General features: G+C 57.6%; 25 protein-coding genes and 1 tRNA gene. 18 read left to right on the top strand and 8 right to left on the bottom strand.

Annotated features, from left to right (window positions below; translation table 11 throughout):
- Positions 1 to 5 precede the first annotated feature (5 nt).
- The 3 genes from ABJF76_RS13240 to ABJF76_RS13230 all read right to left on the bottom strand — a co-directional run bounded on the left by ABJF76_RS13240 (position 6) and on the right by ABJF76_RS13230 (position 4,380).
- Positions 6 to 1,352 carry a tetratricopeptide repeat protein gene (locus tag ABJF76_RS13240; protein ID WP_413819646.1) on the bottom strand — a complete coding sequence of 449 codons (1,347 nt, stop codon included), beginning with the start codon at positions 1,350 to 1,352 and terminating at the stop codon, positions 6 to 8.
- 171 nt (positions 1,353 to 1,523) lie between these two features.
- Positions 1,524 to 2,756, bottom strand: a complete 1,233-nt coding sequence (locus tag ABJF76_RS13235; RefSeq protein ID WP_413819647.1) for a CaiB/BaiF CoA transferase family protein — start codon at positions 2,754 to 2,756, stop codon at positions 1,524 to 1,526.
- Positions 2,740 to 4,380 carry a thiamine pyrophosphate-binding protein gene (locus tag ABJF76_RS13230; protein WP_413819931.1) on the bottom strand — a complete coding sequence of 547 codons (1,641 nt, stop codon included), beginning with the start codon at positions 4,378 to 4,380 and terminating at the stop codon, positions 2,740 to 2,742. The genes ABJF76_RS13235 and ABJF76_RS13230 overlap by 17 nt, the downstream gene beginning before the upstream one ends.
- A gap of 156 nt (positions 4,381 to 4,536) precedes the next feature.
- Between ABJF76_RS13230 and ABJF76_RS13225 the strand changes: the two genes are divergently transcribed.
- Both ABJF76_RS13225 and cueR read left to right on the top strand, forming a co-directional pair.
- On the top strand, positions 4,537 to 6,918 hold the full coding sequence (locus ABJF76_RS13225; protein WP_413819648.1) for a heavy metal translocating P-type ATPase: 2,382 nt from the start codon (positions 4,537 to 4,539) through the stop codon (positions 6,916 to 6,918).
- Positions 6,915 to 7,313: a Cu(I)-responsive transcriptional regulator gene (gene cueR, locus ABJF76_RS13220; protein ID WP_413819649.1), complete on the top strand. Its 399-nt coding sequence runs from the start codon at positions 6,915 to 6,917 to the stop codon at positions 7,311 to 7,313. Before ABJF76_RS13225 ends, cueR begins: the two co-directional genes overlap by 4 nt.
- A 179-nt stretch (positions 7,314 to 7,492) precedes the next feature.
- On the opposite strand, the gene ABJF76_RS13215 is transcribed toward cueR, so the two are convergent.
- A complete protein-coding gene (locus ABJF76_RS13215) occupies positions 7,493 to 8,083 on the bottom strand; it encodes a GcrA family cell cycle regulator (protein ID WP_413819650.1) in 591 nt (196 codons plus the stop codon).
- A 101-nt stretch (positions 8,084 to 8,184) separates the two neighbouring features.
- Complete coding sequence (locus ABJF76_RS13210) at positions 8,185 to 9,159, bottom strand: DMT family transporter (RefSeq protein WP_413819651.1); 975 nt, start codon at positions 9,157 to 9,159, stop codon at positions 8,185 to 8,187.
- A 169-nt stretch (positions 9,160 to 9,328) separates the two neighbouring features.
- Between ABJF76_RS13210 and ABJF76_RS13205 the strand changes: the two genes are divergently transcribed.
- The 3 genes from ABJF76_RS13205 to ABJF76_RS13195 all read left to right on the top strand — a co-directional run bounded on the left by ABJF76_RS13205 (position 9,329) and on the right by ABJF76_RS13195 (position 12,480).
- Positions 9,329 to 10,501 carry an aspartate aminotransferase family protein gene (locus tag ABJF76_RS13205; RefSeq protein WP_413819652.1) on the top strand — a complete coding sequence of 391 codons (1,173 nt, stop codon included), beginning with the start codon at positions 9,329 to 9,331 and terminating at the stop codon, positions 10,499 to 10,501.
- 76 nt (positions 10,502 to 10,577) lie between these two features.
- Entirely contained in the window at positions 10,578 to 11,483 is a 906-nt protein-coding gene (gene argF / locus ABJF76_RS13200; protein WP_413819653.1) for an ornithine carbamoyltransferase, read from the top strand.
- 4 nt (positions 11,484 to 11,487) lie between these two features.
- Positions 11,488 to 12,480: a 2-dehydropantoate 2-reductase gene (locus ABJF76_RS13195; RefSeq protein WP_413819654.1), complete on the top strand. Its 993-nt coding sequence runs from the start codon at positions 11,488 to 11,490 to the stop codon at positions 12,478 to 12,480.
- Positions 12,481 to 12,574: 94 nt separating this feature from the next.
- On the opposite strand, the gene hrpB is transcribed toward ABJF76_RS13195, so the two are convergent.
- The gene (gene hrpB / locus ABJF76_RS13190; RefSeq protein ID WP_413819655.1) at positions 12,575 to 14,983 is read right to left on the bottom strand and encodes an ATP-dependent helicase HrpB; all 2,409 of its coding nucleotides are present in this window, start codon (positions 14,981 to 14,983) and stop codon (positions 12,575 to 12,577) included.
- A gap of 107 nt (positions 14,984 to 15,090) precedes the next feature.
- On the opposite strand from hrpB, the gene meaB reads away from it, so the two are divergent.
- The 4 genes from meaB (at position 15,091) to ABJF76_RS13170 (ending at position 17,557) form a co-directional block, all read left to right on the top strand.
- Complete coding sequence (gene meaB / locus ABJF76_RS13185; RefSeq protein WP_413819656.1) at positions 15,091 to 16,065, top strand: methylmalonyl Co-A mutase-associated GTPase MeaB; 975 nt, start codon at positions 15,091 to 15,093, stop codon at positions 16,063 to 16,065.
- 155 nt (positions 16,066 to 16,220) lie between these two features.
- Positions 16,221 to 16,511: a 50S ribosomal protein L28 gene (gene rpmB / locus ABJF76_RS13180; protein WP_413819657.1), complete on the top strand. Its 291-nt coding sequence runs from the start codon at positions 16,221 to 16,223 to the stop codon at positions 16,509 to 16,511.
- 137 nt (positions 16,512 to 16,648) lie between these two features.
- On the top strand, positions 16,649 to 16,990 hold the full coding sequence (locus ABJF76_RS13175) for a hypothetical protein (RefSeq protein WP_413819658.1): 342 nt from the start codon (positions 16,649 to 16,651) through the stop codon (positions 16,988 to 16,990).
- Between the two features lie 48 nt (positions 16,991 to 17,038).
- Positions 17,039 to 17,557, top strand: coding sequence for a copper chaperone PCu(A)C (locus tag ABJF76_RS13170; protein WP_413819659.1), 519 nt, complete (start codon positions 17,039 to 17,041; stop codon positions 17,555 to 17,557).
- Positions 17,558 to 17,668: 111 nt separating this feature from the next.
- On the opposite strand, the gene ABJF76_RS13165 is transcribed toward ABJF76_RS13170, so the two are convergent.
- The gene (locus ABJF76_RS13165; RefSeq protein ID WP_413819660.1) at positions 17,669 to 18,367 is read right to left on the bottom strand and encodes an NAD-dependent deacylase; all 699 of its coding nucleotides are present in this window, start codon (positions 18,365 to 18,367) and stop codon (positions 17,669 to 17,671) included.
- 123 nt (positions 18,368 to 18,490) lie between these two features.
- Between ABJF76_RS13165 and ABJF76_RS13160 the strand changes: the two genes are divergently transcribed.
- Both ABJF76_RS13160 and ABJF76_RS13155 read left to right on the top strand, forming a co-directional pair.
- On the top strand, positions 18,491 to 18,631 hold the full coding sequence (locus tag ABJF76_RS13160) for a hypothetical protein (protein WP_413819661.1): 141 nt from the start codon (positions 18,491 to 18,493) through the stop codon (positions 18,629 to 18,631).
- 3 nt (positions 18,632 to 18,634) lie between these two features.
- Positions 18,635 to 19,183 carry a site-2 protease family protein gene (locus tag ABJF76_RS13155; RefSeq protein ID WP_413819662.1) on the top strand — a complete coding sequence of 183 codons (549 nt, stop codon included), beginning with the start codon at positions 18,635 to 18,637 and terminating at the stop codon, positions 19,181 to 19,183.
- Here ABJF76_RS13155 and ABJF76_RS13150 read toward each other — a convergent pair.
- Positions 19,180 to 20,142: a LysR family transcriptional regulator gene (locus ABJF76_RS13150; RefSeq protein WP_413819663.1), complete on the bottom strand. Its 963-nt coding sequence runs from the start codon at positions 20,140 to 20,142 to the stop codon at positions 19,180 to 19,182. The two genes, ABJF76_RS13155 and ABJF76_RS13150, sit on opposite strands and share 4 nt — an antisense overlap.
- 338 nt (positions 20,143 to 20,480) lie before the next feature.
- Here ABJF76_RS13150 and ABJF76_RS13145 point away from each other — a divergent pair, with 338 nt between their 5' ends.
- The 7 genes from ABJF76_RS13145 (at position 20,481) to ABJF76_RS13115 (ending at position 24,355) form a co-directional block, all read left to right on the top strand.
- Positions 20,481 to 20,912 carry a nitrilase-related carbon-nitrogen hydrolase gene (locus ABJF76_RS13145; protein WP_413819664.1) on the top strand — a complete coding sequence of 144 codons (432 nt, stop codon included), beginning with the start codon at positions 20,481 to 20,483 and terminating at the stop codon, positions 20,910 to 20,912.
- Between the two features lie 231 nt (positions 20,913 to 21,143).
- The gene (infA, locus tag ABJF76_RS13140) at positions 21,144 to 21,362 is read left to right on the top strand and encodes a translation initiation factor IF-1 (protein WP_223428705.1); all 219 of its coding nucleotides are present in this window, start codon (positions 21,144 to 21,146) and stop codon (positions 21,360 to 21,362) included.
- A gap of 33 nt (positions 21,363 to 21,395) precedes the next feature.
- Positions 21,396 to 21,968, top strand: a complete 573-nt coding sequence (locus tag ABJF76_RS13135) for a Maf family protein (protein ID WP_413819665.1) — start codon at positions 21,396 to 21,398, stop codon at positions 21,966 to 21,968.
- Positions 21,965 to 22,987 (top strand): ribonuclease E/G, encoded by a 1,023-nt coding sequence (locus ABJF76_RS13130; RefSeq protein WP_413819666.1) that lies wholly within the window; start codon positions 21,965 to 21,967, stop codon positions 22,985 to 22,987. The genes ABJF76_RS13135 and ABJF76_RS13130 overlap by 4 nt, the downstream gene beginning before the upstream one ends.
- Positions 22,984 to 23,133, top strand: a complete 150-nt coding sequence (locus ABJF76_RS13125; protein WP_413819667.1) for a DNA gyrase inhibitor YacG — start codon at positions 22,984 to 22,986, stop codon at positions 23,131 to 23,133. Before ABJF76_RS13130 ends, ABJF76_RS13125 begins: the two co-directional genes overlap by 4 nt.
- 705 nt (positions 23,134 to 23,838) lie before the next feature.
- Positions 23,839 to 23,913: transfer RNA gene (locus ABJF76_RS13120), tRNA-Phe, on the top strand.
- Between the two features lie 82 nt (positions 23,914 to 23,995).
- Positions 23,996 to 24,355: a hypothetical protein gene (locus tag ABJF76_RS13115; protein ID WP_413819668.1), complete on the top strand. Its 360-nt coding sequence runs from the start codon at positions 23,996 to 23,998 to the stop codon at positions 24,353 to 24,355.
- Positions 24,356 to 24,389: the final 34 nt, after the last annotated feature.

Genomic DNA, 24,389 nt, shown 5'->3' with positions numbered 1-24,389 from the left:
GGGCATTACTGCGCAGGAATGCGCCGCGAGTCGCGGATGCTGCTCAAACGGGTAGAGGCAAAGCGGTCAATGGCCCCTGCGCGGCGCGCAATACGGTCTTCGATGAGTGCCTCAGTTGCGTCCATCTTGCCTGCACGTAGACCGGCATCGATGGTCATACGCTCAAACACGTCGCGTTGGGCGTGGCTGCCACCAATGGTTTGCATGCCCGGTCGGGCAGACGCGAGGTTTTGAAAGGCCGCGTCGTATCGTCCTTCGGAAAACGCGTTCAGCCCGGCAAGTGCGGCTTTGCCCGGGTTGGCAACGCGCGATGGCATTTCGCCCGCGCGGGCAGCATCAGAAGCAAAGCGCGTGGTCATTGCGGTCTGGGCTTCAGTGCGACCGGCACCAGCAAGAGCCAGCTGATAGTGGAGATCTGCAAAGACCAAACACCCGTCATCCGTGCGGTTTTGCGCAAAGTCTGCCAATTCGTCCCAACGTTTGCCAACATTGACACCTTCCAATTCAAGGCGTGTTAGCAGCGATGTGGCATTGGCCATGTCGCGGTAATCGTCAGTTTTTTCGGCGCGCACTTGGTCGTCGTAAATCGCAAGCACGATGTCATTCTCGCCCCGGTCCAAGTGCAGCAACGCTTTGTGCCACCACACGTGGTAGCGGAAGTTATTGCAGTGATTCCAAGCGCATGTATTGTTTTCGATCAGGGAAATGCCGTGATCCGGGCGCGCGGTCATGTCATAAACGTGGGCAACTGCGTGCAGACCCCAAGCATCATCCGTGGCCAATTGCAGACCTCTTAGGCCCGTTGCCTCGGCTGCATCATATTCACCGGTTTCTTCCAGTGTGAACGCGTGACAACCAAGCACATAGCCTTCAAGCTCGTGCCCTTTGTGAGCATCCAGAACATTTTCGATCGAAGACCGCATGCCAACGCCGTCCCCAAGGATAAAACGGATCGCATGGCTAACCTTGGCGGACAATGTATCGGTTGGGTGCTCGGCAAGGATACGTTCCATCGCGGCGATGGCGCCAGATGGACGACCCTCGAGCCATTCACCAAGGGCGCGTACCCAAAGACGTTCGCGGGTGCTACCGCCAGACGCGGCAAGGGCTGCCACGGCGTCTTGCCCGGCTTGATGTGCGACGACGTTCAGTTCTTTGCGCCCCATCATGAGCGAGAACAACCCTTTGGCTGCGTAACCCATAGCAAACTGTGGCGCACTCGACAGCAGCGCGCCCAAATGGGTCGGCGTTGCTGTACCGTGAGACATGAATGCGCGGATCAACCCGTTCCACTCTATCAGATCGGCGGGATCCTCCAGAGAGACGGGGGATTGGCAAATATCGTGCATCATGGGTGGAGTACCTCGTAACATGTGACTTAAGACGTTGTAGAGCATATGGGCGTGAAAAGCAGTCTTTGACCTGCTGTCACACGGACACGTGAATAGCAAAGGATCAGTTTCTAGGCGTTTTTTCCCATGTTTTGACGGAAAAGCGGCGGAATTCAGCCAAGCCTCTGAAATTCAGGACTTTCTGTCCTGTCCTGTTGAGGGGGTGAGCATGGCAAGTACTGCCTCTGTATCCTGTCCGAAACGGGGTGGCGCCCGGTCGTACCGCACTGGTGTTGCTGAAAACTTAAGCGGGTTTGCCAAAAGGCGTACATGGCCGTCGGCCACATCATCGCGTGCCGCTTTGACCACGGTGCCACGCGCCTGTGCCTGATCCGAATTCAGAGCTTCGGCGATGTCGTGGATAGGGCCACATGGCACTTTGACAGAATGCAGCTTTGAAAGGATTTCGGCCTTGGTCATCGTTGCAAGCACTTTACGCAAAGCCGGAATCAAGGCCTCGCGGTGTTCGATCCGACCCATATTTGTAACAAATCGCGCGTCGCGGCCTAGGTCTGGCGCGCCGATCACGTCGCAAAAGCGCGCAAATTGCGAATCGTTTCCGACGGCGATCAACAGGTGGCCATCGCTTGCTTGGAACGTGTCGTAGGGCACAATATTGGGGTGCGCATTGCCACGACGTTCGGGCACTTGGCCAGAGGTCAGGAAATTGCAGCCCTCATTGATGAGCCATGCCATTTGGGCGTCCACCAAGGCCAAGTCGATGTGTTGACCAACGCCGGTTGCGTCGCGGTGACGTAAGGCGGCAAGAATGCCGATGGTCGCATACATGCCGCACATGACATCCGCGATTCCAACGCCAACTTTGGTCGGCGCACCTTCCGGATCACCCGTAAGAGACATGATCCCGCCATAGCCTTGGGCCATCAGGTCATAACCCGGTTGATCCCGATTTGGACCAGTTTGGCCAAACCCCGAAACCGAACAGTACACAAGCCCCGGATGAGCCTTCAATAATGTCGCGTGATCCAAACCATATTTAACCAAACCGTCAGGTTTGTAGTTTTCAATGACGATGTCGGCGCGGGCGGCAAGTTGGCGGACCGTATCTTGACCCTCGGGGGTGGAAATATCCACCGAAATGGATTGTTTGTTGCGATTGGCCGCCATGAAATAGGCTGAAAGGTCAGTGGGTTGCCCATCTGCCCCTTTGGCATAGTTCGGCCCCCAACCACGCGTATCATCACCGCCGGTTTTGGGGTTTTCAACCTTGATGACCGTCGCGCCGAGATCGCCAAGTAGCTGCGTGGCGGTCGGCCCGGCCAAGATGCGCGACAAATCAAGGACAAAGACACCGTCCAGCGCGCCCGGCGTTTTAGCGGTGTTTGTTTTAGATGCGTCCGTCATAGGCCCCTCGTTCGATCACGGCTGCGATCACGGTAAAGGTTTCACTGGTCTGTGCGGCCTTAAGCGCGGTTTCAAGTTCGGCGCGTGAGGTCACAGTGTGCCCCGCTCCGCCAAAGGCGCGCCCCATGGCGGCAAAGTCGTGTTTGGCAAAATCTACGCCTGCATTGGTCAATTGGCGTTGGCGTTGCTTGAGTTCGATCAGCGATAGGGATGCGTCAACAAAGACCACAAATATGGTTTTCAAACCCAGCTCGGCGGCTGTAGTCAATTCGCCCGCGACCATTAAAAACCCGGCGTCGCCGGAAAAGCTGACGACAGGGCGGTCTGGTTCAATCACCTGCGCGCCCATAGCAAGCGGAACAGCGCACCCCATGGTGCAAAGTGCCGAAGACTGCATCAACCCACGCGGTTCATAGCAGTGCCACATTTGGCTGAGTAAAATGCGGTGCGCACCACTGTCGGCGGTGGCCAACGTGTCGCGGGGCAAGGACGTGCGACAGGTGTCGATCACTGCCGCCGGACCCCATGCGTCGTCGCTGGGAAAGGCTGCACCAAGTGCAGCCTTGGCTGTTTGGATTTCACCTGCTGTCCATGTGTCACGCGGGGCAACGCCATCGGCCATCGCCGCAAGCGTCGCGGCACAGTCGCCGATTACGTTCATTGAGGCTTGGTGCATGTAATGGTGGTTCGGTTCTGCCGTGATGTCGATCATGGTCTGGATGCCGGGAAAGAAGAAATCGCGCCAGCCGGTGCGCATTTCAATCGGGTCATACCCAAGCCCAATGATCAGATCTGCGCGCTGCACCAGCGGCAACAGGATTCCGTCAGCTTTGGGGGACAATCCTGCACCGCCCAAGGCCAAGGCATGATCTTCGGGCAATAACCCTTTGGCCTTGTAGGTGGTGATGACGGGCACGTTGAAGCGCTCTGCGAAGGCGCGCAAATCTTCGGCCATATCAGTGCGGCGAGGGTCGAACCCTTGGGTCAACGCGTCAACGCCAACAATCAGAACGGGACGTTCGGCACGGGCCAAATGGGCGCGCATTTCGTCAAGTTGCGCGGGTGCTGGAACGACGGGTGTTGCCGGTGCGCGTTTGGCCGGAATGTCAGGAGTTACAGGCGTAACGGCGACGGTGATTGGCACATCGATGTGAACCGGGCCGGGGCGTCCTTCGGTTGCGATGCTGACGGCTTTGTCGGCGATCACATGGGCGGCCCCAGTGTTCAGCGTAAACGTTGCTTTGGTGATGGGCCGAAAGACTGCCGTCTGATCCAGCACCTGATGAGTATAGGTTTGGGCTTCGTCCGCATCGACGCATCCTGCCAATACAATCAAAGGCACGCGATCTTGGTGGGCATTGGCGACGGCGTTCACGCCGTTCAACGCGCCGGGGCCAACGGTGGCGACCAGAATGCCGGGTGCGCCTGTGCGATGCCACGCGCCTTCGGCCATGAATGCTGCGGCGTTTTCATGCTTACATAAAACAAACCGAATCCCCGCCCGTTCCAGCGCATCGACAAGCGTCAGAACTTCGCCTCCGGGCATCCCAAACGCAAAGCGACAGCCCGCGTCATATAGCCGTGCCGCCAGCACATCGGCAGCGCGCGGAGGAGAGGGTGGCATGTCTTTCATCACTCGGTCTTTCAAAATGGCACAGGCTTTGCGCCTTCCTGTCATGGGTCTGGTTTTGGTACAACTCACACCTGCGTTGAACAATGTTTCATTGAACGCATATCTCCCCCTTGACCTTCCAGTAACGGGAACCCCTATGTGGAGGATATGACAGACTCAATCCTAACCTTCGCCGTTACGGGCCTGAACTGCGCATCTTGTGTAGGGCGTGCCGAAACAGCACTAAATGCAGTACCCGGAGCACGTGATGTGCGGGTGAATTTGGCCGACCACAGTGCGCGAATTACGGGCGTTGAACCCGATGTTGTTGTGCAGGCTTTGGGCGATGCAGGCTATCCGGCCAAAGTGTCGCACCTACGCTTGGGCATCCCGGCGATGTCCTGCGCGTCATGCACGGCGCGGATCGAGGCCGCGGCGCAGGCCGTGCCTGGTGTTCTGCGCGCCGAAGCGAAGCTGCCGACACGGGCATTGCATGTCGAGGTTTTGGGCAATGGCGATGGGCTGCAAGCCGCCCTTGCCAACGCCGGATATCCCGTAGATCAAGCAGAAGGCGAAACTGAGGAAAAAGATCTGGTCCAGCCCCTGCTGCATCGTTTTCTGTTGTCCTTAATTTTGACGTTGCCGGTGTTTGCCATGGAAATGGGGGGCCACATCTTTCCGGCATTTCATCACTGGATCGCTGGAACGATCGGTCTGGCAACCAGCCAAATGATCCAATTGATTTTGACGGCTCTTGTGCTTGTGGGGCCGGGGGCTGGGTTCTTTCGACGCGGCATTCCGGGTTTGCTTTCGGCGCGTCCGGACATGGACGCACTGGTGGCGCTGGGCGCGGGGGTGGCCTTTGGGTTTTCCGCGATTGCCGTGCTGTTCCCGAACGTTCTGCCGCCTGCGGGCGTTTACTTTGAAGCTGCTGCGGTCATTGTGACGCTGATCCTTTTGGGGCGCTGGCTTGAGGCGCGCGCCAAGGGTCACACCGGTGATGCTGTACGGCGTTTGCTAGGGATGCGCCCGGACGAAGCCGAAGTTGAAAAAGACGGGCGGTTTGAACAGGTCCCTCTTGGTGATGTGCGGGTTGGCGATACCCTGCGTGTGCGTCCCGGCGGGCGCATCGCCGTCGATGGAGAAGTGACGCATGGCGAAACGCATGTGGACGAATCCATGCTCACGGGGGAACCGATTCCGGTTCTGAAACGTCCCGGCGACACAGTCACGGCCGGTACGTTAGCAAGCACTGGCAGCCTGACCTACTGCGCGACGCATGTGGGCCAAGACACTGTACTGGCGCGTATCACGGCGTTGACCGAAGCGGCGCAATCCGCGCGCTTGCCGGTCGAGGCGTTGGTCAACCGCGTTACCGCATGGTTCGTCCCTGTGGTGCTGGTCATTGCCACGGTGACCTTTGGGCTGTGGTGGATCTTGGCCGGATTGGGGCCTGCGGTCGTATCGGGAGTATCTGTGCTGATCATCGCTTGTCCTTGTGCGATGGGGTTGGCGACGCCGATGTCGATCATGGTCGGCACAGGGCGTGCCGCAGAGTTGGGTGTGCTGTTTCACAAAGGCGCTGCACTACAACACTTGCAGGACGCACAGGTCATTGCCTTTGACAAAACAGGTACGCTGACACGCGGCACACCTGTGGTGATAGAAACAATGGGCGATGAAGACTGCGACTTTCTGCGCTTGGCGGCGGGGGTTGAACAGCACTCTGAACATCCCATTGCCCGTGCAATTGTGGCTGCAGTCGAAGTTATCCCAGCCGAGACCACAGATTTTGATGCCATCTTGGGCGAAGGAGCCCTGGCCACGGTGGTTGGAAAACAGGTGGTTATTGGGAATGCGGAAATGTTGCAGCGCGCAGGGGTGAAAGCATCGCAAGATTGGCTGACCCAAGCTGACATCTGGGCCAAGACCGGTACGACCTCTGTGCATGTCGCGGTCAACGGCATTCATACCGGTGTTATTGCCATAAGCGATGAAATCCGTCCGGGTGCTGCGCAAACCATTGCGGCACTCAAGTCGACGGGACGCCGTGTTGCGATGATCTCTGGCGATGCACAGGGTACGGCGGATCACGTCGCACAAATCTTAGGCATCAATCATGTGGTTGCGAATGTGCGCCCCGACGGCAAGGTGGCAGCCCTCAACACGCTGCGCGAAGCATACGGCCCCATCGCATTTGTCGGAGACGGCATTAACGACGCCCCCGCCTTGGCGGCTGCACATGTGGGTCTGGCGGTGAATGGCGCGAACGATGCCGCAATCGAAGCTGCTGATGTGGTGATGATGTCGGCCGAACCCGATGCTGTGCTGCGTGCATTGACCATGAGTACCGCGACGCTTGGGAACATCAGGCAAAACCTTGCATGGGCGTTTGGGTACAATACGCTTTTGATCCCGGTGGCGGCTGGCGCGCTTGTGCCCTTGGGTGGTCCACAGCTTTCGCCGCAATTGGCGGCACTGGCGATGGCGCTGTCTTCTGTCTTTGTGGTGACAAACGCGCTGCGATTGCGTGGGAAAGGACGAACATGAATATCTCGCAAGCGGCGACGGCGTCTGGTTTGCCGGCCAAAACAATCCGTTATTATGAAGACATTGGTTTGATCCGCCCAAAGCGTAGTACCAATGGTTATCGGACATTCAGCGACACGAACCTACATCAGCTTAACTTTTTGGCGCGCGCCCGCGCACTGGGCTTTTCGATTGACGACTGCCGGTCGCTGCTTGCGCTTTGGGAAGACAATGCGCGGGCCAGCGCAGACGTGAAGCAAATCGCAAAGGATCACCTAAGCGAAATCGAAGTCAAAATTGCTGACTTGTCGGCCATGCGTGATACTTTGACGGATCTCGTCACGTCATGCGACGGCAATGACAGACCCAATTGCCCAATCTTGAATAGCCTGTCTGCGCCTGTTTCATCGCGCTAAAGCGAAGCGCAAACGGCCTGCCATGTCATTTACCACCTAACCCGTTGAAATATATTACTTCAGACTGGGCTGGGTGGTTTGGATTTCTGAATTCCTGCTTGAAACGCCCCGACGTGCGCACAAAAAAGGCGAGGGTTCATCCCCGCCTTAAATACGTTGCTGTGTGCGTTTCGATCAGATCAACGGCGGCGATCGCGACGCGAAGACATAGGTTGGAACGCGACGCCTACATGGGCCTCGCAATAGGGTTTGCCTTGTTGCACGGGCAAACCGCAAAACCAAAAGTTTTCCGTCGCAGGGTCACCCACGGGCCATTTGCATGTGCGTTCCGTCAATTCCATCAGGCCGATCTTTTTGGCCTTCTTTTCGACTTCGTTGACCTTGGCCAGTGCCTCTGGGCTGATTTCATTGGCCGAAGGCTGCGGCGGCAAAGGCTGACCCGCAGGGATAATCTGTTTGCGCGCGGGCAAGTTCGGACGGCTTTCGCCGGGCGGAACTGGCTTGATCGCAGGCTCTGTTCTCATTTGCGGCTGAGCTTGGGGCTGCGGCTTGGGCTTTGCCTCGACCTTGGGCGTGGCGGGCTTGGCCTTGGGTTCTGCTTTGGCGGCACTCGCGCCAGTGCCTGCGCGGTTTGACAGGCCCAAACGGTGCACCTTGCCGATGACCGCGTTGCGGGTCACACCGCCAAGTTCTTTGGCGATCTGGCTGGCCGACTGGCCTTCGCCCCACATCTTTTTCAGTGTTTCAACGCGCTCGTCAGTCCAGGACATCGGCAGGCTTTCTTCGCTAAAAAGCGGCCTCCCGCAGGGGCCGCCCATAATTTCGTACTCAAAGCGCATTCTAATGGCGCACGCCAAAGTTACAAGGGAGCTTAATCAGCTTGGCGCGTAACCTTTCGTCCCTCTCGCCACGCAAGCAAAAGCGCACCGGCAATGATTACGCTGGCGCCTAGGATCGTAACGGCATCTGGCACCACGTCATAGAACACGATGTCATACACTGCCGCAAAAATAAGCGTGCCGTAACTAAAGGGCGCAACAAAGCTGGCATCGGCCCGCGCCATCGCATTGACAAAGCAGGTTTGCGCCACAGCCATTGCGCATCCGATGCTGGCCATAAGCACCCATTGGATGCCGGTCGGTGAAATCCACACCCACAACAGTGCGACACTGGATATGATGACACCAACGGCGTTGTTGAACAAAAGGATCGCAAAGGGATTCTCTCGGCGCGTCAGCATTTTCATGATGTTCAGCTCGAACCCTAAAGCAAAGGCAGCCCCCAGCGCCAACAACGCGGCCGGCTGAAAACTGTCAGGGGTCGGACGCAGTAAGATCAAAGCCCCGATAAATGCGATGCCCGCGGCCATCCAACGCCACTTACCCACCTTTTCGCCCAACAGCGGAATGGCAAAGATCATGCCAAAGACTGGATTCAAAAAGGAAATCGCCGTGGCATCGGCCAGCGGAATATAGGCCACGCTGGCAAACATCAGCACAACACCCGCCCAACCGGCAAGCGTGCGCGTTAGGTGCAGCGGCACGTGGGGGCGATCCAAACTGGGGCGAAGCAGAGCAGCCGCAGTTGTGAAAATCAGAAAGGCAAACAGATACCGTCCAAACACAATTTGAAACGGGTTCATTGGGGGGCCAAACTGGGCGCTGGCCAGTGTTTTGGCGGCAAGTGTCGTATAGGCAATGAATGCACAGGCGATCGCAATCAGCGTCGCAGCAAGGGCCGGATTATGAGGTTTTGCGGAATACACCTTGCTGCTCTGCGCCTGTTTGGACGGCCATGCAAGGCACAAAACGCTCTGGTATTGTTGTACGCGCTGCGTTAGTGCCATGACATGATCGCTCTTGTGCCCTTCCGACGAAACACGCGCCGCAGCTAAACCTGCGATAGATCACCTGTGTCTTGTACACGTCCCCCTCACTTGCAATTTTGTTGACCCCGCCCGATGCCTCATGCACCAACGTGTTTGACGTATTTGGCCTTTCAAAAGGATGATCCCGATGATCGCTTCCGTTCTGCCGACCTATAACCGCGCGCCCTTTAGCTTTGTTAAAGGGGAAGGCGCTTGGCTGATCGAAGCAGACGGGCGACGTTTTCTGGATCTTGGCGCTGGCATTGCGGTGAACGTTCTGGGCCATGCCAACCCCGCATTGACCGAGGCACTGACCGAACAGGCCGGTGCGCTTTGGCACACCTCAAACTTGTACGAAATTCCGCAGCAAAAAACGCTGGCGGACAAGCTGGTGGATGCAACATTTGCTGACACAGTGTTCTTCACCAACTCGGGCACCGAGGCCTGCGAACTGGCTGTGAAAATGGCCCGTAAGTACTGGTATGAAAAAGGCGTGCCTGAACGGGTCGACATCATTACTTTCTCAGGCAGCTTTCATGGCCGCTCATCTGCTGGCATCGCGGCGGCAGGGTCGGAAAAAATGACCAAAGGCTTTGGGCCTTTGCTGCCCGGCTTTGTCCACCTGCCGTTTGCAGAACACGATGCGGTTGCGCCTGCGATCACCGACAAAACGGCTGCCATTTTGGTCGAACCTATCCAAGGCGAAGGCGGCATCATTCCATTGCCCGATCAATGTCTAAAGGGACTGCGCGATCTGTGCGATGAACACGGCATCCTGCTGATATTGGACGAAGTGCAATGCGGCGTTGGACGCACCGGCAAGCTCTTTGCACACGAATGGGCGGGGATTGAACCCGATATCATGATGGTCGCCAAAGGCATCGGCGGGGGCTTTCCCTTGGGCTGTGTCTTGGCAACCGAAAACGCGGCCAGTGGCATGACAGCAGGCACGCATGGCTCGACTTATGGAGGCAACCCATTGGGATGCGCTGTCGGGAATGCTGTGATGGATATTGTAAACACGCCTGAATTTTTGTCCGAAGTGAACCGCAAATCAGGCAGCCTGCGGCAAAAGCTCGAAGGCTTGGTCGCGGCACACCCCGACGTCTTTGATTTTGTACGTGGGCAGGGCCTGATGGTGGGGCTGAAATGTAAAGCGACCAACATGGACGTCGTGCAAGCCGCCTATGATCAAGACGTGCTGACAGTGCCGGCCGCCGATAACACCATCCGCCTGTTACCCCCGCTTAACATCACCGACGCAGAAATCGCGCAAGCGGTGGATCGCCTCGACAAAGCCGCAAAATCCCTTTCGGACTGATCCTCCTTCATCTTGCTAAATAAACTCCGGGGGTCCGGGGGCTGGCCCCCGGCACTCTCCACAAAGAGATACCAGAATGACCCATTTCCTCGATATCCACACGACTGACCCGACCGCACTGCGCGGAATCATCGATAACGCGCAGGCCATCAAAAAGGCGCGCGCAGGCCTGCCCAAAGGCACCATGGACGAAGACCAACCGCTTGCCGGACACATGGTTGCGTTGATCTTTGAAAAGCCCTCGACGCGTACGCGCGCGTCCTTTGATGTGGGGGTGCGCCAGATGGGCGGGCAAACGATGGTGTTGTCAGGCAGCGATATGCAACTGGGACACGGCGAAACCATCGCCGACACTGCTCGGGTGCTGTCACGTTACGTCGACCTGATTATGATCCGCACCTTTGAGGAAGCCACGCTGCTGGAAATGGCCGAACATGCTTCGGTTCCGGTGATCAATGGGCTTACCAATCGCACACATCCCTGTCAGATCATGGCCGACATCATGACCTTTGAGGAACATCGCGGTCCCATAAAAGGCAAAAAAGTCGTATGGTCCGGCGATGGCAACAACGTGTTTGCAAGCTTTGCCCACGCAGCCAAACAGTTGGATTTCGAGCTGGTTTTCACCGGGCCCGAAACATTGGAACCTGAAGCCGCGCTGAAGGGGCTTTACACCTCCGTGCGCGACCCGAATGAAGCGGTGCAGGGCGCAGACCTTGTGGTGACTGACACGTGGGTGTCGATGCACGACCCGCAATCCGCACGCGAGCGGCGCCACAACCAATTGCGGGGCTATCAGGTCAACGCAGACCTCATGGCCAAGGCAAATGCGGACAGTCTGTTCATGCACTGCCTTCCTGCCCACCGCGATGATGAGGCGACCTCGGAAGTCATGGATGGCCCGCATTCCGTGATCTTTGATGAGGCGGAAAACCGTTTACATGCGCAAAAGTCGATCATGCGCTGGTGTTTAGGAGTGTAGTTTCATGAACCGGTCACGCATCACAATCGCAGGGGCGGGCAGTATTGGCTGTTTCGTGGGTGGCCTCTTGGTTCACCAAGGGTTTGACGTCCGCTTTTTGGCGCGCCCGTCAATGATCGAGGCGGTGCGCAAACAAGGGCTGCGGTTAAGCGACTTTGGCGGGTTGGACCTGCATGTGCCAGAAATTTTGGCCTTTGAAGATGAAGAACAGGCCTTGGACGGTGCAGATCTTGTGTTGGTGTGCGTCAAAGCCGGCGATACCGAGAAAATGGGCCGTGTGATCAACACCTACGCGCGGTCGGCGCAGGTGATCAGCTTACAAAACGGGGTCGGCAATGCGTCTACTTTACGAGATGTGTTGCCGGGCGCTGATGTGCGCGGCGGAATGGTTCCATTCAATGTCGTGTCGAGCGCACCGGGACAGTATCATCGCGCGACATCGGGTGACATTTTGGTTGAGCAAGGTCCGTTGCCGGAACTGAGCGGGACGCATGCAACATGGCGTTCGGTTGATAATATCGAGGCCGTGCAATGGGGGAAGTTGCTTATCAATCTGGGCAACGCTGTTAATGCGCTGGCGGATATGCCCTTGCTGGATCAATTGAACGATCGCAAGTGGCGCTTGTTGATGGCGGATCAAATGATCGAGGCGTTACGCGTGCTACGCGCGGCCAATATTTCTCCGGCCAAGACGTCAGCTGTGCCTCCGGGTTTGATTCCACATATTTTGAGGCTCCCGACGTCGTTATTTCGCATCGTTGCCAGCCAAATGCTGACAATTGATCGGCAGGCGCGGTCATCTATGTGGGATGATCTTCAACATGGTCGAAAAACTGAAATTGAAGCGCTTCAAGGTGCGATCTTGCAATTGGCAGAGCGTTTCGGACGCCAAGCCCCTTTGAATGCGCGCATGCGGGTGTTGATTCGGGCCGCCGAAGCGGCCGCTGACGGGCCGCCCGGGCTGGGTGTAGAGCAGGTGCGCGGCCAGAAATCTTGATCCGAAGGCCGCTGGCGCGACGACATGTTTTAGGGGGTTTCACCCCCATCCTTTCGGATTCCCCCAAGGTACTTTGAACCCAAAGAAAACAGATCTATTTTCGGGGTTTGGCGCGTAAAGTCGGGTCTGCTTGCGTGGGGTCTTCGGGCCAGGGATGCTTGGGGTATTGGCCGCGCATGTCTTTGCGCACGTCTTCGTATGACGTGCGCCAAAAGCGAGGTAGGTCGGAGGTGACTTGGACGGGGCGCTGGGCGGGGGACAACAGTGTGACTTGGAGCGGTGTTTGGCCCACCATGGGGTGGCGTGTGACGCCGAACATTTCTTGCAAGCGGACGTTTATGCCGGGTGTGGCTTCGTCGTAGTCGATTGCGATTTTGCGCCCCAGTGGTGTTTCATAATGCCCCGGTACGGCCCGATCTAGCCGCTGCGTGTTGTCCCATCCGAGGTGGCTTTGCAGGGCGGGAAGTATGTCGAAGCTTTTCCAATCAGCAGCGGTGCGCACGGACATCAGGTGCGGCAAGAGCCAGTCTTCGAGTGTCTCCATCAGGGTGGTTTCTTTGATGTCAGGGAAGTCATCACCCATCAACGCAGCCCTTGCCATTAGGCGGCGTGCGGCGCGGGAGGGCTTTAGGCCCAACTCACGGATGCCATCAAGCATCGCCTTTGCCACATCCGCATCAGGGGCGTCGTGCCAAGGATTGTCTTCTAGGATCAATGCACCAAAGCGGCGGAGTTTGCGGGCCAGCACAGCGCGGTCGCGGCGTGACCATGTGCAGATGTTGTGCCATTTGATTTGATCGCCAAACAGGGCTTCGAGACCTTCCATCGACAAAGCGGCGGCTTGACGAATGCGGGCTTCGCGCGGGTCGCCATCAAGGTCGGTGGCCACAATCAGGCGGTGGCCTGCCAGCGCGTCGCCTTGGGGCAGGATTGCACCCTTGCCACCTGACAGGACATAACGCGGCGCGGCCCCTGCGCGTCGTAACCCGATGCGATCAGGATAGGCGAGGGCGGCCAGTTCGCCCAAGTCCAGTTTGGCGCGTTTGGTCGTCGCGCGTTTGAGCCGTTTGGTTTCGTCTTTGATCCGCGCGATGGTGCCGCGATGGGCGTCGGCAAATGCGTTTGGATTATGGATCGCGCGCATCCGCAGGGCCAGATCCGTGCCGCGATTGCGCAAGGGGTCACGTTCGGCCAACAGCGCGGCAAGGATGGCGGACTGTTCGCCGCCTTTCACCAGCATATGCGCAAGCCGGGGGTGCAAGGGTTGCTTTGCCAGCGCACGGCCGTGATCTGTAATGCGCTGATTGCCGTCAAGTGCGCCGAGCATGTGTAATAAGCTGCGCGCTTCGCTGAGCCGTCCCTCGTGTGGGGGCGTGACAAAGCGCAGACCATCTTCGGTGCCCCATACGGCCAGCTCCAGCGCGAACCCGGCCAGATCGCCGCTGGAGATTTCTGGCGGTGGAAAGGCGGCCAGTGCGCCATCTTCGCCTTTGGTCCAAAGTTTGTAGGCAACCCCGGGCGAGACGCGACCCGCGCGGCCTGCGCGTTGCGTTGCTTCGGCGCGGGTGACTTTTTCGGTGACCAGCCGGGACATGCCCGAACTTGCGTCAAATTGCGCGCGCCGCGACCGCCCGCCGTCCACTACAATGCGGATATCGGGGATCGTCAGCGAGGTTTCGGCAATAGAGGTGGCAAGCACGACTTTGCGCGCGTCGGACGGCGTGATGGCAGCGCGTTGTGCTTTGAAATCCATCGCGCCGAATAACGGGTGCACGGTTGTACCCTTGGGCACGCGGTTTTCGATCAGGGCGAGGGTTCGCCGAATTTCACCTTCGCCGGGAAGGAAGGCAAGGAGGGAGCCGTCGGCCTCTTGCAGAGCTTTAAGGGTGAGGTCGGCCATAGCGGTTTCGAAACGCGTGTCCTTTGGCGTGGGTTTTGGCAGCCACAGGGGGGTGACTTCGAAGCTTTTACCTTCGGACGTCAGGATGGGCGCTTGCATCACCTCGGCGACAGGGGCGGCATCAAGGGTGGCGGACATGGCCAACAGTATCAGGTCGTCGCGCAAGGCCTCTGTGACCTCAAGGCACAGGGCCAGCCCAAGATCAGCGTTTAAGGAACGTTCATGAAATTCATCAAAGATCACTGCGCCGATGCCCGGTAGGTCCGGTTGGTCCTGTAACATGCGCGTCAGGATGCCTTCGGTGACGACCTCGATTCTGGTGTTCGGGCCGACGGCGCTGTCGCCCCGGATGCGATAGCCAACGGTTTCGCCGGTCTTTTGCCCCAAGGTTGCGGCCATACGGTCGGCAGCGGCGCGTGCGGCAAGGCGACGGGGTTCAAGCATTAGGATTTTGCCTGTGGTCAGCCCTGCGTCCAGCATCGCAAGGGGCACGCGTGTGGTTTTGCCCGCGCCGGGGGGCGCTTGCAGCACCGCGCGGCCATGGGTGCGCAAGGCCTCGATCAGCTCGGGCAGGATCACGTCGATGGGCAAGTCATGCGTCATGTGCCGGGTTATGGCGCAAGTGGGCGGGGCCGCCAACACCGCAGACCGCACCAACACTGGACATTTTGTGCCCCGTTGCACAAAACCTTACCCAAGGAGAGCAGCCCATGGACACCACCGATCTGGCACAGCGCATTGCCGCCGGAGAACGCCGCGCACTTGCGCGTGGCATTACGCTGGTGGAAAGCGCGCGCGCGGATCATCAGGCGCAAGGCGCAGAGGTGATAGCCGCCTTGCCGCGTAACCGGCAAGCGCTTCGTATCGGGTTGTCAGGTACGCCGGGGGTGGGGAAATCCACGTTTATTGAGGCCTTTGGCATGATGTTGGTGCGCGCGGGTTTGCGTGTGGCTGTACTGGCGGTTGACCCAAGTTCGGCCCGGTCGGGTGGGTCGATCCTTGGTGATAAGACGCGGATGGACCGCTTAAGCCGTGAGGCGGCGGCGTTCATTCGCCCTTCGCCCAGCCGTACCCATTTGGGCGGTGTGGCGCGCCGCACCCGCGAGGCCGTCGCGCTGTGCGAAGGCGCGGGCTTTGACGTGGTATTGATTGAAACTGTTGGGGTCGGCCAATCAGAAACTGTGGTCGCGCAAATGGCGGATTTGTTTTTGCTGTTGCTGGCCCCGGCGGGGGGGGACGAATTACAGGGTGTTAAGCGCGGCATCATGGAGATGGCGGACATGATCCTTGTCAACAAAGCCGATGGTGACCTGAAACCGGCGGCCACGCGCACATGTGCGGATTATGCGGGGGCATTGCGGTTGTTGCGCAAGCGCGAACAGGACCCGGATGGCTATCCGCGTGCCATGATGGTGTCTGCCATGGCCGAAGAAGGGTTGGAAACGGCTTGGGCTGATATGCAGGCTTTGGTCGAATGGCGCCGTGCCAACGGGTTTTTTGATGCGACACGCGCGGCTCAGGCGCGATATTGGTTCGAAGAAGAGGTGCGCGAAGCCTTGCTTGCGCAATTGCGCGGTGCGGATATGCGGGCTGCGATGGACGCGCTTGGCAGCCGTGTGGCTGCGGGTGAATTGACGCCGGCGGCCGCGGCGCAGGCGTTGATTGCGGGCCAAGCCGGTCAGTAAGGTGTGAATTGCGCGACTGGATGGCCCGGACGGGGTTGACGCGGGCGCGGGGGGGGCCTAATCAGCCCCAGACCAGATTCCCGGGGTTGGCTGTCGCTGTGCCCCATTGATATTTGCGATAGCCTGACTTTCGCACAAACTGACGAGGTACGCCCATGTCGCGAGTATGCGAATTGACCGGTAAAGGCCCGATGACTGGCAACAATGTCAGCCACGCCAACAACAAAACACGTCGGCGTTTCCTGCCGAACCTGAACGATGTGACGCTTCAGTCCGAAGCGTTGGGCCGTGGCATCAAGATGCGCATCAGCGCAGCTGCTTTGCGCACTGTCGATCACCGTGGTGGTTTGGACGGGTTCATGGCGAAAGCCAAGGACGCTGAACTGTCAGCCAGCATGCTGAAAGTGAAAAAAGAGATTGCCAAGGCACAAGCTGCCAGCGCGTAAGCGTTCGGACAATCGATTACGGATTTAACCCCGTCTGCTTACTGCAGGCGGGGTTTTCGTTTTTGTGATGTTTTGGTGACTGTTGTTGTAAAGTGTCGCAGTTGAGTGTCGCCTTCGGGTGGCCTAAAGTTTGCCCTATGTTGCGTCGTTGCCTAACCCTTTTCTTTAGCCTGATGCTTGTGGTGACCAGCCACAACATGGCGCAGGCGCGCGGTGCAGAGCCCGCAGTGGACCGGATGGTGATTTGTGCGGGCGCGCGCGCGGTTACCGTTTATGTCGACGCAACAGGGGAACCGACACAAGCACCACACATGTGTCCGGACTGTGCATTGCATGGTTTGGATGTGTTGTCGTCAGCGGCACCTGTTCTTGAGCATGCATCGGTCTTTACGCATCACGCGGCGGGCGAGGTCGCGTTGGCTGTGCGTCTGCTGGCCTATGGGCGCGCATTGGCGCGTGCACCGCCTGTTTTGATCTGAACAGTCTTTCATTTTTCAGAACTATCAGATCAAGAAAAGGGGACTATGATGTCCTATCGTGTACGTATTTTGGCGGCTGTGACGGCTGCATTTTTGGCTGTCCCAGCCTTTGCTGACGGCGTTGTGGTGATGGATTCTTACGCGCGTGCCGCTAGTCCAAATGCCAAAGCAGGTGCGGCTTTTGTGACGCTTCATAACACCGGCAATACGAACGATCGCCTGATCGGGGCGCGTACTGATGCGGCGAAGCGTGTGGAATTGCACACCCATACTGAAACCGGTGATGGGATCCTGAAGATGCACGAAATCGAAGGCGGGATTGCACTGCCTGCTGGCGGCATACACCAAATGGTGCGTGGCAAAGATCACGTCATGCTGATGGGGTTAACGGGGTCGTTGACACAGGGCGATGAAATCGAAGTCACGCTGGTCTTTGAAAAGGCCGGAGAAGTGACAGTGACCATTCCTGTCGACAACGAACGCACACCCAAAGCTGGTTCTCATGATCATTCGGGCCACAAAGACGACTCGCACGATCATTCAGGTCACGGCGCGGCCAACGAGTAATCTAAGGAAAGGGGCGGAGGGATACCTCCGCCTTACGTCCAAGAGCAGTCTCGTGCTTTGAAACGGCAAACAGGGCCATCTTAGAGCCTGTAAGGCGCAGTTTACTGCGCCTTAGCTGTCAAGAATGTCATCCACCCACGCTGGAACTGTGATCGACGCTTTGCCTGGGCGCGTGTCCTCGAACAGCGCCACGGTTTCGGATGGATCAAGGTTCATCTCAACCGTATGGGCCCCCACATGGCGTGCCATCTGCACAAAACCAGCCGCGGGGTAAACGTTGCCCGAGGTGCCGATGGCGACAAAAATATCCGCCTGCATCAAAGCGGCCTCGATACGATCCATGTGATAGGGCATCTCGCCGAACCACACGATGTCAGGGCGCGCCGTCGGGGCCGCACAGTTAGGGCAGGCCTCGCCGACCTGCATTTCCAATGGTGCCGCCCAGCGGTGGTCGCAAGTGCTGCACAGGGCAGAGTTCAGCGCACCGTGCATGTGGACGACATCCGTGCTCCCGGCCTTTTCGTGCAGCCCATCAACGTTCTGCGTGACAAGCAGCACCTCGCCTTTGTGTTCACGTTGTAAACGCGCAAGTGCCGTGTGACCCGCATTGGGAACGGCATCGTGCGCTTGTGCGCGCCGTGTATTGTAAAACTCCACCACAAGGCTTGGGTTGCGCGCAAACCCTTCGGGCGTCGCCACGTCTTCGATCCGGTGCTGCGCCCACAGCCCACCTTCGTCGCGAAAGGTGCCAAGGCCACTTTCAGCTGAAATACCTGCGCCTGTCAGGATAACGATGGAGGGATGCGTCACATTTCGGTCCATTTATTCTGGTTCACTGTCACCTGAACAAAGCGACACGGCAAAGGCAAGTCCCGGCATGAAGTTGAACACAGTCATTTGGAGCGCAATCGGTCTTTGGGAATACGCATCGACGTGACGCGCGGAGCAGTGCTGTTTTACGTGTTGCTTACCGCCATTCTGATGGTGCCAAATGGGTTGTCGTTTCAGGCTCTTGCCGTTCCTTTGATGTTCGCGCTGGCCGTGCTTGGGCATGAGTGGGGGGCACGACGCTAAGGTTTGAAGGTCGAGCGGATCGCGCTGACGCTCGGAGGCGGTGTGTGCGACACGGGCGGGGGTGATGTGAACCGCGTCTTTTGGATGGTGCTGGCAGGGCCAATGGCCAGTGTTGCGATAGGCATTTCTAGCTTTGCGGCGTCTGTTGTTTTCGTCGTTTATTTGACGCTTCGAGGTGTCGATGCGTCTGTGATCGCAGAAAACCCCCACCTTTGGATGTGGTTGGTTATATTCGGTTGTATCAATCTGGCCCTTGCCGTCCTCAATTTGTTTCCGTTCCAGCCTTTGGATGGGGGACGGTTGGTGCATCTGGGATTGTCGCGCTTTTTGGATCCCGATCGGGCACGCTTGATCGCTGGTTGCGTGGGGCTGGCGATTGGGGTGATTTGGGTGCCGTTTATGTTTTGGATGCTGACTTGGGGGCTTTTCATCCCGGTTTTGCCGAATCTACAAACCCATTGGCGTATGATTTTTGGCCGGGATACAGGGCCAGAAGTGTTGGACATCAAGCCGATCCTAGGCCCGGCACAGCTTTTTCGGCCAATGCCTTAAGTTTCGATCAACCGCAATTCACCCGCCAACCAAGGCAAGTGCCCCAAAGCGGGGTCAATCACGTGCGTTTGGATCAGGCGTCGCATGGTCTGCGACACGTCAGTGGGCACGTTTCCGGCCCAATCGGCACTGGCATACAGTGAAATCGTGCGCGAAAACGGGGCGAAGGGCAGGGGGAAGGCATCGACTTGATCGTGAAACCGCCCGGCCCGCATAAAGCCAAGGGGGGTCGTCACGGCCCAACCAATGCCACGGGCGACCATGGCCATCAGGGCCAGGTGGCTGCCGATTTCAAAGCGGTCCACAAGGTTAAGCTTTTGCCGCGCCAAATGCGCTTCGATCTGGCGCGAGATCAATTGATCGCGTTCGTACCGCAGAAACGGCAGATGTGAGAGGCCGCTCAGGACGTCGTTTTGTTGCGTTAACCCTTTCGGGGCGACAAGGATAAACGGATCGCGGGCCAGCGGGTATTCCAGAACCCCATCGTTCATAGTGCCGTCGCTGGCCGAAATGGCGATGTGCAAACTTTTGTCCCGAATTGAGCGCAGAATTTCATGGCTGGGCGCCGTCGCGAGCGTGAATTTGCAGCGTGTAAGACTGTCGGCCAAGATCGTCACAAGACGCGGTGTTAGATCGTTTTCAAAGTCGTCAATCACGCCAATGGACAAGGCTGAAAGATGCGCAAGGTCCATGACCGTCAGTTCGGATTGCGCCAGCCGCAGTTGCGACAAAGCTGCCTCGGCCCGTGCTAGAAAACTTTGGCCTGCCGGGGTCAGCCGCATGGGGCGTTTGCCGTGATTGATCAGATCAGTGGCCAAGGCCGTTTCTAGATTGCGTAATTGCTGGCTAACGGCAGGTTGACTTAGCCCGGTTACGGTTGCGGCTTGTGCAACCGATCCGGTGGCGGCAAGGGCCTCGAATACTTCGAGACCGCGCAATGTGACGCCTTTGCTGAGCATTCGGTTTTTTCCTTCTAGCTTCACGTTTTTTGAAACTGCTAAGCAAGTTCGTCAATGAAAATATGACAGATCCGTTTTTTATATTCTGGTTTTTGGAAAAATCCACGTACTTGCTTAGGTTGTCGTGGCCCACCATCATGCGGATACGAAAATCGCGACAGGCTCTTATCCGCTCGATGTCTTTCTCAATTGAGCCACCTGCACCACCAAACTGATAACGTGGATGGAAGAGGCGGCGCGTCATGGTGCGGCCCTTTTGGTGTTTCCTGTATTTGGCGTAATGGAACTGGCCGCTTTGGCAGGACCTGAGGTCGCAAACGATCTTGAGGCCTCGTTGCATGCGGTTGCGGCGCGGATTGCGGATGCATTACATGCCGATCTGGCACAAATGCAGGGAGGGGCATGTTCTGGCTGGCTCAGGCCCTGCAACTGACGCGTTGCCGGGCGGCACCACGCGCCCGGTAAACCGTGCACGGCTGTTCGACACAGACTTGGGCAAGATCGGCATTTTGATCAGTTATGACAGTGAATTCCCGCTTTTTGGCCGGGCATTGGCCGAGGCCAATTTCATTTTGGTGCCTTCCGTGACCAAAGCCTTTGCGGGCTATTCTTGGATTCGGATCGATGCGCGGGCCCGCGCGTTAGAGAATCAACACGCTACAGTGATGTCGTCCGTGATCGGGCCCGCACCTTGGTCGTCTGTGGTGGATGTCTCGACCGGTTTGGCCCGTCGGATGTCGGTTTTCCGGATACGGGTATTATCGCGCTGAGCACGCTTGACGCGCCGGGCTGGGGGTATGCAGACATCGACATTGGTGCCGTCAGGGCCGTGCGCGCGGACGGTGTTGTGCTCAATCGGCACCATTGGGACTTGCAACAAGGACGCACTGACCCAACCCCCGTGACATCATTGGTGGATTAGCCCTTGAATTATGGGCCGTGCAGGCGCATTTAGTGCCGCGTCCGCATATATGGCGGATTGTCCAATTCAAGGAGAGACCATGGCCAAGGAAGATACGCTCGAATTTCCCGGTGTCGTTAAGGAACTCCTGCCGAATGCGACGTTCCGGGTCGAGCTTGAAAACGGCCATGAGATCATCGCGCACACGGCAGGGAAAATGCGCAAGAACCGCATCCGGGTTCTGGCAGGTGACAAGGTGCAGGTCGAAATGACCCCCTATGACCTATCCAAGGGCCGCATCAATTACCGCTTTAAGTAGGGTGTGCGCTTTTGCGCGCACCGCAGGTTGCCCATGAGCAGGTTTATCCTTGGCTCTGGCAGCCCGCGTCGTCTTGAGCTGCTTGCGCAGTTGGGCATTGTGCCAGACGCTGTGCGCCCTCCTGACATTGACGAAGATCCCAACGGGGCAGAACTGCCACGTCCTTATTGCGCACGTATGGCGCGTGAAAAGGTCGCCGCGGTGGAAGCCGACGCAGATGATGTCGTGCTGTGCGCAGACACGACCGTTGCATTGGGGCGACGGATTTTGGGCAAACCTGCGGACGCAGACGAGGCCCGCGCGTTTCTAAAACTTATGTCGGGCCGTCGCCACCGCGTCGTCACAGCCGTGGCTGTGCGCAAAGGCGCGCAGATCTGGCAAAAGGACGTGGTCAGCATTGTGCGCATGAAGAACCTCTCGGAACCTGAGGTATCAGGTTACCTTGCCTCTGAAGACTGGCGTGGCAAAGCAGGTGGCTATGGCATTCAGGGGCCCGCAAGCGCATTGATCCCATGGATATCGGGGTCATTCACGGGAATTGTTGGCCTGCCGTTGGCCGAAACCGCAGGGCTGTTACAAGCTGCTGGATTAAAGGTGTGGGCATGAAGGGTACTCAGATACTGTTGGATCATATGGGCGAACGCGAAGCCGCTGCTTTGATGGTTGATGGGCGTCTTAGCGATCTGTTGATCGAAGGTGACGCCTCACGTCCCGGTACAATCTACCGCGCGATCACCGACCGCCCGGTGGCAGGGCAGGGGGGGATATTCCTCAAGACGCCGGATGGGCAGGCCTATCTGCGCGGCGTTAAAGGCATCGATGCGGGTGAGCATTTGCAAGTGCAGGTCACAGGCTACGCCGAAGAAGGCAAAGCGATCCCTGTGTCGCACAAACTGCTGTTTAAAAGCCGCTATGCAATCATTACGCCCGACGCCCCGGGTATAAATTTGTCACGCAGCATCCGTGACGATGATGTGCGCGACGGATTGCTTGCTTTGGCGCACGACGGGATGGAAGGTTGTGTGATGGGCCTCATCCTGCGCTCCGCCGCTGCGGGTGCCGATGAAGACGCCGTGGCCGAAGACATTGCCGCCATGCGCGAACTGGCTGAACAGGTTACCGGAGACACGGACACAGGGGTCGAAACGTTGACCCTTGGCGATGGCCCACATGTGTTGGCGTGGCGTGACTGGATCGCAGATGCAGATGTGGTGACTGAGGCCGGTTGTTTTGAAACCCACGGTGTGCTTGATGCATTGGACGAGGCCCGCGGCCTCCGCGTCCCTCTTGGTGCAAATGCATCGATGTTTGTTGAAACCACCCGTGCTTTGGTTGCAGTGGATGTGAACACAGGCGCGGACGGATCGTTTTCGGCGGGACTAAAGGCCAACATGGCCTGCGCCCGTGCTTTGCCCGCGGCATTACGCGTGCGCGGCCTTGGCGGGCAGATCACAATTGACTTGGCCCCGATGCCAAAGAAAGAACGCAAAACCTTCGAAGCAACTCTGCGCAGCGCGTTCCGCGCCGATGATGTGGATACTGTGCTGGCGGGCTGGACCCCTTTGGGCCATTTCGAACTGCAACGTAAACGCGCGAGGTTGCCATTGTCGGATGTGTTGGCATGAGTTGCCCAATTTGTCAGCGCAAGACGGAACCTGCCTACCGCCCATTCTGCTCACGCCGCTGCGCGGATGTCGATCTGGCACGTTGGGTGAACGGTGGCTACGCGCTACCGTCTGAGCGCGAAGAAGATGTAGAGCGGATCCACTAATTCAGGCAGGTTTGTTATTCCGTTAAGATGCGTTCGGGCCGTTCCGCCTCGAAGTTTACTATGTCTGGTGTTTACTTGTCGAAAGGCTTCGGTGTTGCCTGGTCCAATCTAAGCTTTGACCATTCGGCTGGCCTAGAACCGGCCATGCAGTTTGTGCGTTTGAAAAGCCTCGCGGTTAAACAGTCGACAAAACCGTTCGACGAAGGTGGCGATTCTTTGCGCCAGTTGGTTCGAAGGTGTAACGAGACCAAGGTTACCGCCCCGTCGAGCATGAATGCCGAGACGCCAACTATCGATTAAGCTGCTTTTTCAGGCAGATGCTTTGTGATCTGCGATCCTTGATCACTATTCATTATCTCTGGCGTGGTGTGCTTAATGATGGCTTTTTTCAACGCAAAGTTTGACGTTCAACCTGTGGAATGCTTCCTGAACCATCCTGTCGTCACCCCGCACCTCAAGCGCAACATTGGCTTAGAACTTGTCCGGATATCTGGGTCCTTTGCCTTCTTTGTTGAGTTCAATTTTACACGTTACCTTGTTTTCCTGAACCACTTTAAAGACCAAGTTTTTCCGGATGACGCGGGTCCAGTGGCACATTGATGGTATCATGTGGGCAGACGGTCATTTTTTCTTGGTTTTTCTATGGACAGTGTGGCGTCTTCGTCCTATCACGCCTCCACCCAGAAGGCGTCGCCTTCATTCCGTGCCCGGGTAGCTCAGGGGTAGAGCAGTGGATTGAAAATCCTCGTGTCGGTGGTTCGATTCCGCCCCCGGGCACCATTAAATCTCTTGTAATGCGTTGATTTAATTGTGTTCCCATAGGTGGTTGTCTGTATATGTGTTCACATGACGGGCAACAACTATGATGACGATAGCCGTGAAATACGCAAAGACCGATCCTCGGAACAAGAACATCAACTACCGCAGGCGCGTACCCAAAGTGCTTAAGTCGTACTTTCGTGGGCAAACTATGCTGGTGAAGGCGCTGGGCAAAGGTGCCAACGTGCTGGCCGAATACACGCGGTGTCATGCGCAGATCGAACACTTGAAGGCACTGGCAGAGAACGGGGTCGCGGGCCTGTCGCCAAACGAACAACGGACTCGCCTCAAGGCGTTACTGGAAAGGTGGGGTGCTGACCCTCACTCGTCAGGTTACGACGAAGGCAACCTCAATGAATGGACGTGGCGGCAAGAAGAGGCAAGCAAGCTACTGGACCCGTAGAGGATGCGCATCATTGGATGGGTAGAAATCCAAT

Origin of the sequence: Tateyamaria sp., from assembly GCF_039940735.1 — a bacterium.
GTDB lineage: Bacteria > Pseudomonadota > Alphaproteobacteria > Rhodobacterales > Rhodobacteraceae > Tateyamaria.
The sequence above is the reverse complement of the archived record's forward strand: the minus strand, read 5'-3'. Positions and strand labels throughout refer to the sequence as shown.

Excerpts from the sequence above, each read along its gene's own strand:
- ABJF76_RS13240 (WP_413819646.1), bottom strand. The coding sequence starts at position 1,352 with ATGATGCACGATATTTGCCAATCCCCCGTCTCTCTGGAGGATCCCGCC.
- ABJF76_RS13235 (WP_413819647.1), bottom strand. The coding sequence starts at position 2,756 with ATGACGGACGCATCTAAAACAAACACCGCTAAAACGCCGGGCGCGCTG.
- ABJF76_RS13230 (WP_413819931.1), bottom strand. The coding sequence starts at position 4,380 with ATGCCACCCTCTCCTCCGCGCGCTGCCGATGTGCTGGCGGCACGGCTA.
- ABJF76_RS13225 (WP_413819648.1), top strand. The coding sequence starts at position 4,537 with ATGACAGACTCAATCCTAACCTTCGCCGTTACGGGCCTGAACTGCGCA.
- cueR (WP_413819649.1), top strand. The coding sequence starts at position 6,915 with ATGAATATCTCGCAAGCGGCGACGGCGTCTGGTTTGCCGGCCAAAACA.
- ABJF76_RS13215 (WP_413819650.1), bottom strand. The coding sequence starts at position 8,083 with ATGTCCTGGACTGACGAGCGCGTTGAAACACTGAAAAAGATGTGGGGC.
- ABJF76_RS13210 (WP_413819651.1), bottom strand. The coding sequence starts at position 9,159 with ATGGCACTAACGCAGCGCGTACAACAATACCAGAGCGTTTTGTGCCTT.
- ABJF76_RS13205 (WP_413819652.1), top strand. The coding sequence starts at position 9,329 with ATGATCGCTTCCGTTCTGCCGACCTATAACCGCGCGCCCTTTAGCTTT.
- argF (WP_413819653.1), top strand. The coding sequence starts at position 10,578 with ATGACCCATTTCCTCGATATCCACACGACTGACCCGACCGCACTGCGC.
- ABJF76_RS13195 (WP_413819654.1), top strand. The coding sequence starts at position 11,488 with ATGAACCGGTCACGCATCACAATCGCAGGGGCGGGCAGTATTGGCTGT.
- hrpB (WP_413819655.1), bottom strand. The coding sequence starts at position 14,983 with ATGACGCATGACTTGCCCATCGACGTGATCCTGCCCGAGCTGATCGAG.
- meaB (WP_413819656.1), top strand. The coding sequence starts at position 15,091 with ATGGACACCACCGATCTGGCACAGCGCATTGCCGCCGGAGAACGCCGC.
- rpmB (WP_413819657.1), top strand. The coding sequence starts at position 16,221 with ATGTCGCGAGTATGCGAATTGACCGGTAAAGGCCCGATGACTGGCAAC.
- ABJF76_RS13175 (WP_413819658.1), top strand. The coding sequence starts at position 16,649 with ATGTTGCGTCGTTGCCTAACCCTTTTCTTTAGCCTGATGCTTGTGGTG.
- ABJF76_RS13170 (WP_413819659.1), top strand. The coding sequence starts at position 17,039 with ATGTCCTATCGTGTACGTATTTTGGCGGCTGTGACGGCTGCATTTTTG.
- ABJF76_RS13150 (WP_413819663.1), bottom strand. The coding sequence starts at position 20,142 with ATGCTCAGCAAAGGCGTCACATTGCGCGGTCTCGAAGTATTCGAGGCC.
- ABJF76_RS13145 (WP_413819664.1), top strand. The coding sequence starts at position 20,481 with ATGCGGTTGCGGCGCGGATTGCGGATGCATTACATGCCGATCTGGCAC.
- infA (WP_223428705.1), top strand. The coding sequence starts at position 21,144 with ATGGCCAAGGAAGATACGCTCGAATTTCCCGGTGTCGTTAAGGAACTC.
- ABJF76_RS13135 (WP_413819665.1), top strand. The coding sequence starts at position 21,396 with ATGAGCAGGTTTATCCTTGGCTCTGGCAGCCCGCGTCGTCTTGAGCTG.
- ABJF76_RS13130 (WP_413819666.1), top strand. The coding sequence starts at position 21,965 with ATGAAGGGTACTCAGATACTGTTGGATCATATGGGCGAACGCGAAGCC.
- ABJF76_RS13125 (WP_413819667.1), top strand. The coding sequence starts at position 22,984 with ATGAGTTGCCCAATTTGTCAGCGCAAGACGGAACCTGCCTACCGCCCA.
- ABJF76_RS13115 (WP_413819668.1), top strand. The coding sequence starts at position 23,996 with ATGATGACGATAGCCGTGAAATACGCAAAGACCGATCCTCGGAACAAG.